At 41.8% G+C, this 13,655-nt stretch carries 12 protein-coding genes; all 12 read right to left on the reverse strand.

The genetic code is table 11. From position 1 onward, the window contains the following. Nucleotides 1-108: 108 nt before the first annotated feature. The gene (locus tag U2P89_RS14085) at nucleotides 109-654 is read right to left on the reverse strand and encodes a hypothetical protein (protein ID WP_076928549.1); all 546 of its coding nucleotides are present in this window, start codon (nucleotides 652-654) and stop codon (nucleotides 109-111) included. Between the two features lie 267 nt (nucleotides 655-921). Continuing rightward, nucleotides 922-1,536, reverse strand: a complete 615-nt coding sequence (locus tag U2P89_RS14090) for a ribonuclease HII (protein WP_091905094.1) — start codon at nucleotides 1,534-1,536, stop codon at nucleotides 922-924. 60 nt (nucleotides 1,537-1,596) lie between these two features. Beyond that, nucleotides 1,597-2,877: a metallophosphoesterase family protein gene (locus U2P89_RS14095; protein ID WP_092027114.1), complete on the reverse strand. Its 1,281-nt coding sequence runs from the start codon at nucleotides 2,875-2,877 to the stop codon at nucleotides 1,597-1,599. Further along, a complete protein-coding gene (gene dnaA / locus U2P89_RS14100; protein WP_091904991.1) occupies nucleotides 2,849-4,255 on the reverse strand; it encodes a chromosomal replication initiator protein DnaA in 1,407 nt (468 codons plus the stop codon). Before dnaA ends, U2P89_RS14095 begins: the two co-directional genes overlap by 29 nt. 355 nt (nucleotides 4,256-4,610) lie before the next feature. Continuing rightward, entirely contained in the window at nucleotides 4,611-5,504 is an 894-nt protein-coding gene (locus U2P89_RS14105) for an MlaD family protein (protein WP_091904985.1), read from the reverse strand. A 15-nt stretch (nucleotides 5,505-5,519) separates the two neighbouring features. Continuing rightward, nucleotides 5,520-6,617 (reverse strand): N-acetylmuramoyl-L-alanine amidase, encoded by a 1,098-nt coding sequence (locus U2P89_RS14110; RefSeq protein ID WP_322191699.1) that lies wholly within the window; start codon nucleotides 6,615-6,617, stop codon nucleotides 5,520-5,522. 191 nt (nucleotides 6,618-6,808) lie between these two features. Continuing rightward, nucleotides 6,809-7,867, reverse strand: coding sequence for an MlaD family protein (locus U2P89_RS14115; RefSeq protein WP_091904980.1), 1,059 nt, complete (start codon nucleotides 7,865-7,867; stop codon nucleotides 6,809-6,811). Between the two features lie 24 nt (nucleotides 7,868-7,891). Continuing rightward, on the reverse strand, nucleotides 7,892-8,626 hold the full coding sequence (locus tag U2P89_RS14120) for an ABC transporter ATP-binding protein (RefSeq protein WP_092027118.1): 735 nt from the start codon (nucleotides 8,624-8,626) through the stop codon (nucleotides 7,892-7,894). Nucleotides 8,627-8,632: 6 nt separating this feature from the next. Further along, the gene (locus tag U2P89_RS14125; RefSeq protein WP_313381666.1) at nucleotides 8,633-9,445 is read right to left on the reverse strand and encodes an ABC transporter permease; all 813 of its coding nucleotides are present in this window, start codon (nucleotides 9,443-9,445) and stop codon (nucleotides 8,633-8,635) included. A 325-nt stretch (nucleotides 9,446-9,770) separates the two neighbouring features. Beyond that, complete coding sequence (locus tag U2P89_RS14130) at nucleotides 9,771-10,883, reverse strand: TlpA disulfide reductase family protein (protein ID WP_313381665.1); 1,113 nt, start codon at nucleotides 10,881-10,883, stop codon at nucleotides 9,771-9,773. Between the two features lie 397 nt (nucleotides 10,884-11,280). Beyond that, nucleotides 11,281-12,135: an alpha/beta hydrolase gene (locus U2P89_RS14135; RefSeq protein WP_322191700.1), complete on the reverse strand. Its 855-nt coding sequence runs from the start codon at nucleotides 12,133-12,135 to the stop codon at nucleotides 11,281-11,283. Between the two features lie 90 nt (nucleotides 12,136-12,225). Next, nucleotides 12,226-13,635, reverse strand: coding sequence for a DUF4374 domain-containing protein (locus U2P89_RS14140; RefSeq protein WP_092027153.1), 1,410 nt, complete (start codon nucleotides 13,633-13,635; stop codon nucleotides 12,226-12,228). Between the last annotated feature and the right edge of the window lie 20 nt (nucleotides 13,636-13,655).

Here is a 13,655-nt window from a genome sequence, read left to right on the forward strand (position 1 = left end):
GGAAAAGAGGCAAAAAAGAAGGAAAATAAACCCCCAAAAGTTCATTGTTCAACTTTTGGGGGTCAGATACGACATAACGCAAAGGTTCTGCCTTAAGATCCGCAGATTCTATCTGAGATTTTTATATAGCGATTTTGGGAAATATATTTGAAACCCTACGTTCAAAGATAATCCGTTGGAACTACCATCTCCAAACGTCCCGTTATAAAGCAACAACGCTTCTACAGCTACATTCTCAGTCAGGAAATAGGCATAACCGGGACCAAAGTTCACATTAAAACCGAGATCAACACCTCTGGCACCACCAACTCCTGCTCCGGCTTCTAAAAACCAACGACCCTGCTTCAGCAGTGTGTCAAATTCGTCCGGCCCGAAATAATAACGGCCAAAAGCATTCACATTATACCCATAGGCATCTTCTCCGGGTTGTGCCGTATAAGTAAGGCCTACCTTACCTCCAATAGCAACATTATCCTGGATAAAATATCCTACACGCGGGGTCAAAGTTATATTGAAAACATTTTCATCACCTAATCCCATACTCAAATCTCCGATGCCACCACCTACCAATGTACTACCTTTTTGAAGTTGAGCAGTAGCCACACCTACAGAACAGGCAAAAACCAATAAAGTACTAAACAAAAATTTTTTCATTTCTTGAAGTTTTAGTGATTCTACATAAATGTTATTTAATTTCTGAGACAATTCAACTCGGTCTCAATTTCTATTACAACAACCACTTTTAATTTTTGTTTAAACTACTTTTTATAATTTATTTTCAAAGGCATTACATGTAGCGTTCCACAAACGGGATTTTTAGAATCAGGAACCAAGACTTTTACAATTTGATTACATAGATTTTAACTACGTAGATTGTTAATTCAAAATTTCAAATTTCAGGATTTGGCTTCGCTGATTTACTTAAAAATCCAATGTCAACTGCTGCTCAGTAAGGCGGAAACTCTTCCGGTGATGGGGTGTAATTCCATATCGATTTATCGCTTCACGATGCGCCTTGGTGGGGTATCCTTTATTACGACACCAGTCATACGCAGGATATTTTTCATGGAGCTGTTGCATATATTCATCACGGTATGTTTTTGCAAGGATTGAAGCTGCTGCAATAGAGCGGTATTTAGCATCCCCTTTGATCACACAGGTATGGGGTATATTACCGAAGGGACGAAAACGGTTGCCGTCCACCAAAATATATTCAGGGGGTGTCTGCAGACGAGCCAATGCCCGATGCATCGCCTTTACGGAAGCCCACAGGATATTCATTTCATCAATTTCTTCCGGGGAACAACTTTCCACGGCATGACACAAAGCATTTTCTTCGATGATCTTCCGTAATTCATCTCGTTCTTTTTCCGAAAGCTGTTTGGAATCATTCAATCCGTCACAATGAAAATCATCAGGCAAGATCACCGCAGCGGCAAAAACGGGTCCGGCCAGGCAACCACGCCCGGCTTCATCACACCCGGCCTCCAAACGACCCGGTTGCATACAAATCATTAATGGATCAAACTGTTTCATCCCATTTTCAATCACTGTCCACCACCACTTAGGCACCAAACCACCCGGCACTTTTTCACTTTATTGAAGAGGTATCACCACCCGGTTATCTTCCGGCGGAAAATCGAATATGAACAATTCGGGATCGGCTTCGCTTCCCATCTGGTCAGCAAAAAGACGGATCACTTCCTTTATCTCCGGATCCAACTTTTCATCACCCTTCACATGCATCAGACTCAACTTCACAATCACATCTGTAATCGCCTCGATAGTCTCCTGATACATAGGAATACCCAACTCTTCCAACCTGTTTTTAGCCACCCGCCGGGTTATAGCCTCCAGTTTATCGCGATATATCGCTGCCAGGTCAGGATTACCGGGAAGAGAGGTCACAAAACGGGTATCGATGGAAAGAACAGTATCAGTCAACTCCATCAGTCTGTAGGCAAAAGGATATTGTGCCAACGAAGCAGTTTCCACATCATAGATAACATTTCCGGCAGAAGAGGTATGCATAGTGATATCATTGGCGTGAAAATGTCCTGTAAAAACTACTTTCAGTCCGGCATCGGCAAGAAGACCGGCATTCTTTTCCCATTCATCGATCAGGTACTGGGAAAAGAAAGCTGCCTGATAGGGCATATGTTCCACCAGGCCATGATGCATCATTCCCAACACTATAATTCCTTTATCTTTTGCCTCGTCGAGGATATCAATCGCCCAATCTATTGTTTCAGGAAGGAGACGACCACCGGTAATAGATTTTGTCGTATGCTCTTCATAGCGGTTGGTGTCAAAACAGAGAAACCAAAGAGAATCGTTTATCCCGGCGAGATAACTTAGTGAGGCCTCATCCCTTTTCAATGCATCCGAATAACCGAAGGGTGCATATAGCTCTATGAATTCCTCTTTTGAAATAGTTTCGGTGGGGGTAGCCTTGTTACCCCGATAGGCTTTTGTGTCGGGGATATTGATATCATGATTACCGGGAATTACAAGAATACGGGTTCCCTGGTTTTGTAACAACCGGAGTTTTTCTATAAAACCAAGATGGCTTTGCCTCTCACCGTGATTGGTAATGTCACCCGTCACCAATAACAGATCGGGTGACTCTTTTAGTAAATCGACCAATACTGTATCCAGCACAGCATGTAAATCGGCAATATTTCTACCGGTCGACCTCTCATATGCAGAGAGTGCTTCCCCCTCTGCAACAAGGTCTTTATCAAGAAAATGAATATCAGTTATTACAGCAACCTTTACCGTTCCGGCAATTCCGGACGATGCATAATATCCGAGAAAGAGGATAAAAAGAATAAGAATAACTCCTCTTTTATGAATTAAGCAAGTTTTCGATTTCATCGATATCGGATCGGAATCCTTTGTCTACTTCATAGAAATCCTTTACTGTATTGCAGGCATGAAGTACGGTTGCATGATTGCGGTTACCAACCTGGGCTCCGATCTGTGAAAGTGACAATTCTGTATGTTTCTTGATAAAATACATAGTCACCTGGCGTGCCTGCACTATTTCACGCTTACGGGATGCGGACTGGATAAGTTCTTTTTTTACATGATAGAAGTCAGACACTATATCCTGGATCTTCTGCACAGTAATGCGCTTCTTTTCGAATTTAATACTTTGTTCTACCACCCGCCGTGCCAACACCAAGTCGATCTCACGATTGTTGATGATGGAATGTGCCATCAGGGAGACCACAATCCCTTCCAGGTCACGCACATTTTCAGTAACGTTCTCGGCAATAAATTCGATCACGTTTTCCGGGATAGTGAGTCCATCGGCAAGCACCTTGTTCTGAAGGATCTTCTTTCGGAGTTCCTTATCGGGACGTTCCAGCTTGGTAGTAAGCCCCCAACGGAAACGGGTAAGCAGCCGCTCTTCCACCCCCTGCATATCCATAGGCGGACAATCGGAAGTCATAATCAACTGCTTGTTATTCTGATGCAGGTGGTTAAAAATGTGGAAAAAAGTATTCTGCGTTTTCTCCAATCCCGCAAGTTCCTGAATATCATCGATCAAAAGCACATCAATACTCTGGTAAAAGTTGATGAAGTCATTGATCGTATTGAACCGGCGCGCATCGGTATATTGCACCTTAAACAGATGGGCGGAAAGATAAAGCACCTTCTTATCGGGATAAAGTTCCTTTACCTTTGATCCGATGGCATGACAGAGGTGAGTCTTTCCCACACCGGAATAACCATGCACAAACAGCGGATTGAACGCCGTCTTTGCCGGGTTCAAGGCAACTGCTTCGGCAGCTGTACGAGCAAGGCGATTACTTTCGCCTTCAAAAAAATTGAGAAAGGTATATTTGGAATTGATCTGGGAATCGAACTCCGAAGTCTCTACCCTGTCAAAAGGGCTGGGCACTTTCGCAGACACCTTGCCATCAGCATTCCTGTCCGCCGCCCCCGCATAAGACTTGGTCTCCCCCCGGAGTTCAACGGCTGTATTATTTTCTGTCTCTACCAGTATACGATAATTGAGGATAGTCCCCTCTCCTATTTCCCGGTAGAGTGTATGCTGAATAAGATCAAGGTATTTATCTTCCAGATACTCATAAAAAAACTGACTTGGAACCTGGACCGTAAACACATGATCTTGATACTTTAGCGGAACAATGGGTAAAAACCACGTATTGAACGCCGGTTCGGGGATATTATCCCGGATGACATTCAAACAATTATTCCATAAAAGTCGGCAATCTTTATTCATTGGTAAAAATGATCTTTTTTTTTCGCAAACGGATTACAAATTTTCAAAAAAAAACCGAGATAAAAAAATAAACTTCAGGTCAGGATTTTTCTCACCCAAAAAAAACGCTATTTATCAGCAAAATAGAATCAATATATTATATATCAATAAATTAGATAGCAGGCCGATATTAAACAGGACTGATTGACAATAGGATATAAAAACCCTGCAATTACTTCACAATTATCCAAAAAGTTACGATATTGTTACTTAACTTCGATCAACCAAAGAGTTCACCCCCATTCCCGGACAAGGCATTATTTAGAATGATTCTATTTAAATTTTCAAAGGAGTATCAATTCAAAACTTCCGTCCCCTAGAAAAGACGTAATCGTATGGTCAAATAACGATCCGGATTCTGCCGAATATCTTCTAACAATTTGGTTGCCGTATCAATTGTCACATTGAGGCTATCATGTAGTTTCGTATCGTTCAGCAGCAGCCCAAGAGAATTATCGTCACTATTGATTTTGGCTGTCAGTAGTTTCAGATTATTCACTGTCTCGTCGATAGATGCGAACGTGCTCGCCATATCCATCTCACTCAGTTCCTTGCTGACCTCTTTCAAATCGGAAGAAACGGACGTAAGATTCCTGCTGATCTCGGGGAGATCCCGTTCCAGGGAGCCAATCATCCTGTTCAGGCTCGCGCTTGAGTTATTGAGTTGCTCCACCGTACTGCCAATCCCTTTAATCGACTGTTCCCAACCGGGATTGGCCACGATTTTTTGCAGAGAATAGATCAATGAATCTACCCGTAGCAGAATTGAATCAGCCTTGGGCATTACAGTCGCTACACCATCCATCAATCCGGCCTCTTTTCCACCCGTAAGGGTATCTCCCTTTTCCAGATAGACATCGGATTTTGCCATTATGAGATTCACAGTGGAGGCCCCGAACAGATCGAGACCATACTCGAGGTGGCTCCCTTTCGGGATCCGTATATCTTCCGACAGGTTAAGCCCTACGGAGAAACGCATCGGATCATCGCTCACCATCTCTATCTTATTGATCAGCCCTATCTGATAACCTTTCACATAGATAGGTGATGAAATCAATAACTTCGATACGTCATCAAACAGGGCATAATACTGATTCTGTTTTTTGAGAACATTCATCCCTTTCAGAAAATTAATCCCGAAATAAATCATGACAAGGCTGGCAATAAAAGCCAGTCCGATAAGAGCATTCCTACTTAATTTGGTCCTCATATATTGAAAATATGTTTATTTCACGCGTTCTCCGTTTTCGAACTCGATAATAAAAGCATCTTTGAAATGCCTCCGCACCTTACTCAATAATTTCCGGCTTTCTTCAGGATTGGTTGTGCGTCCATATGTATATTTATAAGTCTTACCATCGGTATAATAGTCGACAGGGGTTAACCCTTTGAACACCGAAGCACCGTTCTCATACTTCCGGGATGAAGTAAGAAACTGAACCCTGTATTCTTTTCCACTCACCGCTTCAGGTGACAGCCGGCTCCCCTGGGACTGCGGATGTTGTGCTCCGCCGTTAGTAAACACATAACTCTTCTTATCATACTCCCGCTTATACTCTTTGAAGCCATTATAAATACTTGCAGCGAGCGAACTCTGACCGCTCCCGCTCTTCAGGTATTTCTCTTCCTCCCTGTTACTGATATATCCCAACTCCACGAGTACACTTGGCATAGCCACCTCTCTCAAAACGAGAAATCCGGCCTGACGGACATTTCTGTTGATCCTCTTCGAATTGGTAACCAACTGGTTCTGTACCATAGTAGCAAAATAAACACTCCGGTCGAGAAACTCGTTGGCCATAAATTCAAAAATAATATAAGACTCCGGCTCATTAGGATTAAACCCCTCGTACTTGACTGAATAGTCCTCCTCGTACATAATCACCGAGTTCTCCGCCTTTGCAACATCCAGATTGTCTTTGCTCCTATGCAACCCCAACACGAAAGTCTCCACTCCCTGTGGAGATGTTCTCCTGCGGTCGAGAGCATTACAGTGAAGCGATATAAACAGGTCGGCATGTGCCTTATTGGCAATCGCGGCTCTCCGATTCAACTCCACAAACCGGTCGTCTTTTCGTGTGTATATGACATTTACATCGGGATGATTATTCTCGATGAGCTTCCCCAGCTTCAGACCTACCGACAGTACAATATCCTTCTCTTTGGAACTCGACCCTACAGCGCCGGGATCCTTACCCCCATGACCGGGATCAATCACAACAGTAAATTTCCTGTTTTGAGCAGGTAGCGGCTGTACTGTAACAAACAAAGCCGGCATCAGGATCCAAAAAAGAAAAAATAACTGCTTTCTGTGTAATGCCATACCAATTGCTTTTTGCAAAAGTAGATATAAATTTTGTATTGAAAACAGTTTAAGGGCATGCGCCAGATGAATTTATCCAACTTTGAAAGAATTTAACATGAAATAAACCTTCATAGCGTTTAAATTAAAGCCCAAAAGCTCTCTCAGATTTAACCTTAAGGCAATCACTTTATATAAAAGTGTCCACCGATTCAATTTTTACTTCTTTTTATTTCGGGATCAGCCGATTCATTCACCGGGACTATTATGGTATCTCCCGGCTGAACTTCAAACTCTTTGGGCTGTCTTTTTGTGGTTACAGGTTGGGACTGATTGTTGGTATCTTTTTTCTTTTTTGAAAACAACCTGAAAATCCAACTGTCTGCTATGGTCTCGGCTGCCCTGGTAACCTCAAAAACACCCTGATCCACTCTTGTCAAGGCCGTATCCACACTCAATCCTAATTCTTTGTCGTGAAGTAAGCGGGGTAAAACACCTTCTCCATAATTTATAGCATGCACTGTCTGCTGTAACTCTTCAACAACTACATTGGCTTTTACGGAAGTGACATGTAGGCTCTCCATGATTCCCGACAACTGGTCTGTAATGGCATCGTCGCTAATTAACTTACCTAAATCTCCCTGTCCATTGCTTACCTTCCTCGTTATTTCATTTACATCAGACATCGAGTTATTCAATTTACGGGTAGCAATGCCCAACTGCGTAGTTAAATCATTCCCATTCAGTAAACGGGCTATATCTCCGTCCCCTTCATTAATTTTATCAGTGACCGAATTAAGATTCGATACTGTTTGGGTAGCCTCTCTAAGCATCGTCTGGGCCTGGGCAATCATCCCCTGTATATCCAATCCTTCAGCCACGACCAGGTAGTCATTATCTTCAATTACGCCCGTTTCGGGGGTTCCGGAAGAGATCAGCACGATCTTTCCTCCCATCAAACCTTCCTGTCCGATCTGTACTTTGGAGTTCTTATAAATATACTTTGAATAATCTTCACGTATTGACATTGTTACCACAACAGAGGTATCGGATATAATGCGAATATTTTTCACCGTACCCACATTGATGCCTGCAAACCTGACATTGTTTCCCACCACGAGGCCCCGTATATCTTTAAATGATGAAAATACATCCTTGGTAGGACTGAACAAGTTTCCCTTACTCCCTATTAAATATACTGCTACAACAAATAAAATTAATGCCGCAGCGACAAAAATACCTAAGCGTAAAGCTTTTTTTGTATTCTTCATAACTGTCTGTTATCTGTTTTATTACTATATAAAATAATCACGTATTTCTTTATCCGCACTCCTGCTTAGCTCATCGTACGTACCTTCCACAACAAAAACACCCTCTTTCATGATTCTGATTGTATCGGTAGCTATTTTGGCGCATTTCATATCGTGGGTAATAATAATAGAGGCAGTATTATATTCTTCCTTTATTTTGAGGATAAGTTCACTGATCTCTCCTGATGTCACAGCATCTAAACCGGTGGTCGGCTCATCATACAGAATAATCTCAGGCCTTAATATCAGGGTCCTTGCCAAAGCTATCCTTTTCTTCATTCCACCCGATAATTCTGCCGGCATCTTGTCTATGGCATCCAACAAGCCTACACTCCTCAAAGATCTTTCCACCAATTCTTCACTATCTTGTTTTTTATCTATAAACCGGGTTCTTCTTATCGGGAAGAGCAGATTTTCCCTTACACTCATTGAATCATACAGCGCACCTCCCTGAAAAAGATAACCCACTTTTTTCCTTATCTCGTTCAGTTCAATATTATTACAAGCCAGGACATCAGTTCCAAGTACATTGATTTCACCCGCATCAGGCTCTATTAATCTCACTATACATTTTGTAAGTACCGATTTTCCCGTGCCCGATTTGCCTACAATACCCAAATTCTCACCTTTATGCAGCACAAGATCAATCCCCCGAAGAATATGCTTGTCCCCGAAAGATTTATATAGCTCCTTTACTACAATTACTTCTTCCCTTCCCATACAAAATCAGAGAATATTGGTGATTAAAACAAAAATCAAATCTATCACGAAAATAGTAAGAGAAGCCACTACTACCGCTGAATTGGCGGCACTTCCTACCGACTCCGTTCCTATTCCTGCGTTATAACCTCTATAGCAACCTATCAGTCCGATAAAGAAACCAAAAAAGACTGTTTTTATAGTAGCCGGGATCAGATCCCGGAAACCCAGCATGGCAAAAGCTCTGTCAATAAACAAGGTAGAGGAAGTATCTTCGAAAACATTTACAGCAAGGAATGCTCCTAAAAAACTGAATGCGTCGGCAAAAATAACGAGAAGGGGAACGGTGATGGTTGTTGCCAGCACACGGGTAGCCACCACATAGCCCAAAGGATTCGTTCCCGAAACTTCCATGGCATCTATTTGTTCGGTTACTCTCATGGCTGCAATCTCAGCACCAATACCGGAACTCATCTTCCCTGCACAGATAAGTCCTGTTATTACCGGGCCCAATTCACGCACCATTGCTACAGAAATAGCACTCGGCAATAAAGTCTGAGCGCCAAAATCCGCTAAAACCGGATTCATCTGCATAGTTAATACTAATCCCATTATAAAACCGGTCACACTCACCAGGGCGAAAGATTTATTCCCCAGTAGAAACCCTTGTTTTATCAATTCCTTATGCTCAAAAGGCGGACGAAAAAATTGTTTTATTACGTTTATAGAAAAAATGACCAACTCTCCCAAATCAATAAAAATCCCATTATAAAAATGTCGGGTTTCCTCTTTTATACGGATTTTTTGTGGGGCTAATTGACGTACTTTGAGTTGTTTCATATGATTATTATACTTTTACATTTCTGTGTATAGAACTATTTAAGCAACTATTTCGATAAGCGAATAGTGCAATAAAACCTGAAATAGTAAAACAAAATTCAAATATCTAACTTTAGTGAAACCATTGATATTTATAGCATATTAGAATTTCCATTAGAACAATAAAAAGAATACATTTGTTTCACGATAACTGCACATACATCAGACCTTGGGTTAAACTTAAATTATAAATATAAAAAAAGCCTGCCTCAAACTTATTATTGAGACAGACTCTCTTCTCTGCCGGCTTCCAGTGAAGCGGCATATAGGGTTTATACCCGCTCTATCAAGGCATCAACTCAGCCAATTTAGCATCCAGGGCTTCCCCCCTCAGATTCTTTTCAATAATCTTGCCTTCTTTATCAAGAAGTACAGTATGGGGTATTCCCTGTATAGCGTACAGATCCACTATCGGGCTGTCCCAGTACTGCAGGTCGGACATTTGCGGCCAGGTCATATTCAAATCTTTGATTCCCTGCACCCAACGTTCATGTTCCTGATCAAGTGATACGCCGACCACTTCAAATCCTTTTGCTTTATATTTGTCATATGCCGCAACAACATTAGGCATCTCCTGACGACAAGGTCCGCACCAGGCAGCCCAAAAATCGACCAAGACATAATTCCCTTTACCGGCATAATCGGAGAGAGAGATGTCATTTCCTTCAGTATCCTTCAAAGTAAAATCAACAAACTTCTTACCTACAGCCACATTCTCAAGATTTTCAAGTCTCTTTATTACACGTTGAATCCTCTCTGTGGATTTGAATTCTTCGCTGGCAAGATCAAGGATCTCTTTTTGCTGTTCTGCCTCAAACATGGAAGAAGAATTTTGAAAAACAAATTCTCCCAGTTTATTATCAATATTATCCTTGATAAAATTGAAATTGAGATCGGTCAATTGCTTACTGATTTCTTCGTAAGATTGTTGCAATTCGGCATCCCGCTCTTCAGTCATTGTACCTGCTGCATTTTCGCTGTTGAATTGTCCTATAATACCTCTGATATTTTGTACCAGTTCTCTTTGTTGCAACCTGAAATTGGTATAAGCATCATTTATTTTTGTACCTTTTACAGTAACTACGGTATCGAAAGTCACTTCCAGTTTGCCCGGTTCTACCAATACCGGTATTCTGCTTTCCTGTTGCGGATTTACAGTCTCATCCAGTGCGATAAAACGAAGCCCCGTGGTATCGGCCATTCCCGAGAAAGAGAAAGCCCCATTTTGAATAATAGCCGTATCAGTTGCCACCATTGCATTCTCCGTCATTTGCTGCAAATAAACGTTGGTTCCTTCATAAGCGTCACCGGCTACAGTACCCTTGATTGTATATTTATTGTTATTCTGACACGACAAAAGTGCGCCAACAGCAATAAAAAGATAAACTAGTTTTCTCATTTTCATTCTTTTTTATAATTAAATCACAGCAAAGATATGTAAAATGGTTTGATGAAAAGTGTTTTTTGCGTTTTTTTTCAACCTGTTGCAATAAAGGGTCTTTGCAAGCGTTCTAATCTTACCAAATAAATTAGAAGGCAGAGTTATGCGTAGCAAAAAAAAGAATCCGAACAAACCAGCAGATATGACCGTTGAAATAAAGCCATCGGCATTATCCCTGGCTTGTATCAGCCAATTTGTCCAATGCTCTCATGTTGAAAAAGGACTGCATATACCGGATAATATATTGTTTGTAAATTAATTACTAATTAATAATTACTAATTACCAATGAATTGCAAAATTCTGAATTAATAATCAACGTAGTGAAATCTTAAATTTTGAATCTTAAATTTGAAATTATTCTCCTGCAACACGCACCGCCTCTTTAAGGAATTCCGGGATTGAACTGCCATGATTTTTACCTTCGAACAGAATAAAACGGCAGTCCGGAACTTCTTCTGCAATGATCACAGCCAGCTCCCGGGAAGAGATACCACCCTTTCGCTGCTCTTTTTTTCTCAATATCTCCGGTGCTAAATTCTTTCTGGACGGATCCAAACCGGGATTCTCCTCATACTCTCCCAGTGTAATAGTCACTGAATGAGGAATATGAGAAAAGAGTGGTCTGTGTTCCGGCACTATTGCCCCCTCTCCCCACCAGATAGACGGACTGGCAGCCAGATAATGTTGAAAACTCCGGGTGTGATTAAACATCACATAAAGTGTAAAAAGCCCTCCATGAGAATGTCCGCACAATGTCTGGCGTGTGGTATCCATAGCATAATTCGCTTCAATAAAAGGCTTTACTTTATCAACAATAAACCGGTAAAAGTCTTCGGCGCCGCCGCCTTCGTCGTTCCCTTCAACAGGCACGGTATAATCCCGGGTGCGCTCTTTAGGGTATGCCTGTAACGAAGGATAGCCAATACCCACAATAAGCGGGGTATTTTCCGAAATTTCGTCTACGGCATTTATCAGCATGGGAAACTGGCCGTTCCCATCCAGCATATAAAGTACCGGATGGGAAGTCTGTCCGCTACCAGACGGTTGTGCTATATAGAGACGATATTCTCTCTCGTTGTAAATCAAGTCATGTTGTTCCAAATCAAATAACTGTTTTGCAGATTCTTCAATAGGGGTTATCACCTGGCTCGGTTGTCCCTGAACAGGATAAATAGTAAAAAGAAGTAATAAGAGAAGAATGGTCTTCATATCATACAGATTCTCTGAATATAACTATTCCCCCCGCCATTCGTTCAAATCACAAAAGCGGGAGGAATAATAAAAATATGTATGCCGGTATCAGTTACCTGACACTTTCAGTTTACCGATAGCAGCAATTTCAGTGGCTTGTACCGTAAGTCCTTTGGTTGCTGTCGCTGTTTGCGGATTGATGCTGTACACTGCTGGAGAAACGCCGTCGGTAGTAGTAACTGCAATATAGGTCGTTCCATTTTCCACGTAGGGAGTATTGGCAAATCCCTTGATCTTATCGGGATCGGGCAAGCCGGTTACATAAGTGAGCTTTCCGGTTTCACCTTTAAAGATAGCCAAACGTGATGCAGGCGTATTAGTAGCATCAAAGTTATCGTGGAACGGCTCATCATACATCAGCAACAGGAAATAATCGTCGCCGATATGCCAGGTACGCAGAAAAGAGTTACCATTGGTTTGCGCTTCTAGATTATAATAGTAGTCACTGTCAAACTCTTCGGCTCCCGCTTTAATACGGACCACACCTGCAGGCAAAGTAGTCTTCTGTACATTGTCCTTCATCGTCTTGGCAAAACTGGGTGAGAAGACATACACATCTCCGTTATCGGCCGCCCATACCATCTGATAATACTGAGACCGATGGCGCCCGGTAGCATAACTGATCTTATCGGTCTTGATCAATTTCGGATTTTCCATTTTCTCGTTGTCATAAATGGCGATCCATGCTTCATTGGGATATTGCGTCCATTGCAGTTCTCCTTTTTTGTATGCACTACTGGCAGATCCGCCATCTTCCGTTTTCACCAGTTCGGGATATTTCACGTATTTTCCACCTTCGGCTTTCACTCCGTATTGGCTCAATCCCATAGGGATCGGTGCCGAATAGATTTTATTACCGGATTCAAGAAGGCCTGCCAGGGTAATAAATTCACCGTTACCCAAGTAGTTCTCAGCCAGCATTACTTGTTGATTAGAGTTATAGGTTTCTTTCTCCACATCGAGATAAGAGAACTGGAACCCTTTTGGCAGATAACCGTTTTCATCGGCAAGATCTGTACCTAAATCGTTTGTCGAAGAAGTGATGATATAGTCTTTATAAGTTCCGTAAGAGGTAAACCGCTTTATTTCATACGTGTTGTTACGCTCTTTCACCTTTCCCTGACCGTCCAGAATATAGGAAGAACTGATACCCGCATTTCCTTGGTTATATACTAAACGGAATAAATATTTATCCTGGTAATATACCCAGTAAGTCCCGGGATCTGTCTCATGTGCATTATTATTATCCTTGGCTGTAATTGTGCCGTTATCCAGCCCACCGGAAGTTAATAGGTAATTGGCAACAGTAGTAGTTCCATCCAACGCGGCAATAACATAACTCTCTGAAACTTCATCCCCGTTTCCATCATCTGGTTCCGGAATATCGTTATCGCAGGAAGAGAATAACAATCCAGCCATCAATAATGCTGGAATCAAATACAATTTAGAACGTTTCATACGATTTATTATATTCTTTT

The organism is Proteiniphilum sp., assembly GCF_034331125.1.
GTDB lineage: Bacteria > Bacteroidota > Bacteroidia > Bacteroidales > Dysgonomonadaceae > Proteiniphilum > Proteiniphilum saccharofermentans.

What these genes read in the sequence shown, in the direction of transcription:
- U2P89_RS14085 (WP_076928549.1), bottom strand. Translation starts at nt 654, where the DNA reads ATGAAAAAATTTTTGTTTAGTACTTTATTGGTTTTTGCCTGTTCTGTA.
- U2P89_RS14090 (WP_091905094.1), bottom strand. Translation starts at nt 1,536, where the DNA reads ATGAAACAGTTTGATCCATTAATGATTTGTATGCAACCGGGTCGTTTG.
- U2P89_RS14095 (WP_092027114.1), bottom strand. Translation starts at nt 2,877, where the DNA reads ATGAAATCGAAAACTTGCTTAATTCATAAAAGAGGAGTTATTCTTATT.
- dnaA (WP_091904991.1), bottom strand. Translation starts at nt 4,255, where the DNA reads ATGAATAAAGATTGCCGACTTTTATGGAATAATTGTTTGAATGTCATC.
- U2P89_RS14105 (WP_091904985.1), bottom strand. Translation starts at nt 5,504, where the DNA reads ATGAGGACCAAATTAAGTAGGAATGCTCTTATCGGACTGGCTTTTATT.
- U2P89_RS14110 (WP_322191699.1), bottom strand. Translation starts at nt 6,617, where the DNA reads ATGGCATTACACAGAAAGCAGTTATTTTTTCTTTTTTGGATCCTGATG.
- U2P89_RS14115 (WP_091904980.1), bottom strand. Translation starts at nt 7,867, where the DNA reads ATGAAGAATACAAAAAAAGCTTTACGCTTAGGTATTTTTGTCGCTGCG.
- U2P89_RS14120 (WP_092027118.1), bottom strand. Translation starts at nt 8,626, where the DNA reads ATGGGAAGGGAAGAAGTAATTGTAGTAAAGGAGCTATATAAATCTTTC.
- U2P89_RS14125 (WP_313381666.1), bottom strand. Translation starts at nt 9,445, where the DNA reads ATGAAACAACTCAAAGTACGTCAATTAGCCCCACAAAAAATCCGTATA.
- U2P89_RS14130 (WP_313381665.1), bottom strand. Translation starts at nt 10,883, where the DNA reads ATGAGAAAACTAGTTTATCTTTTTATTGCTGTTGGCGCACTTTTGTCG.
- U2P89_RS14135 (WP_322191700.1), bottom strand. Translation starts at nt 12,135, where the DNA reads ATGAAGACCATTCTTCTCTTATTACTTCTTTTTACTATTTATCCTGTT.
- U2P89_RS14140 (WP_092027153.1), bottom strand. Translation starts at nt 13,635, where the DNA reads ATGAAACGTTCTAAATTGTATTTGATTCCAGCATTATTGATGGCTGGA.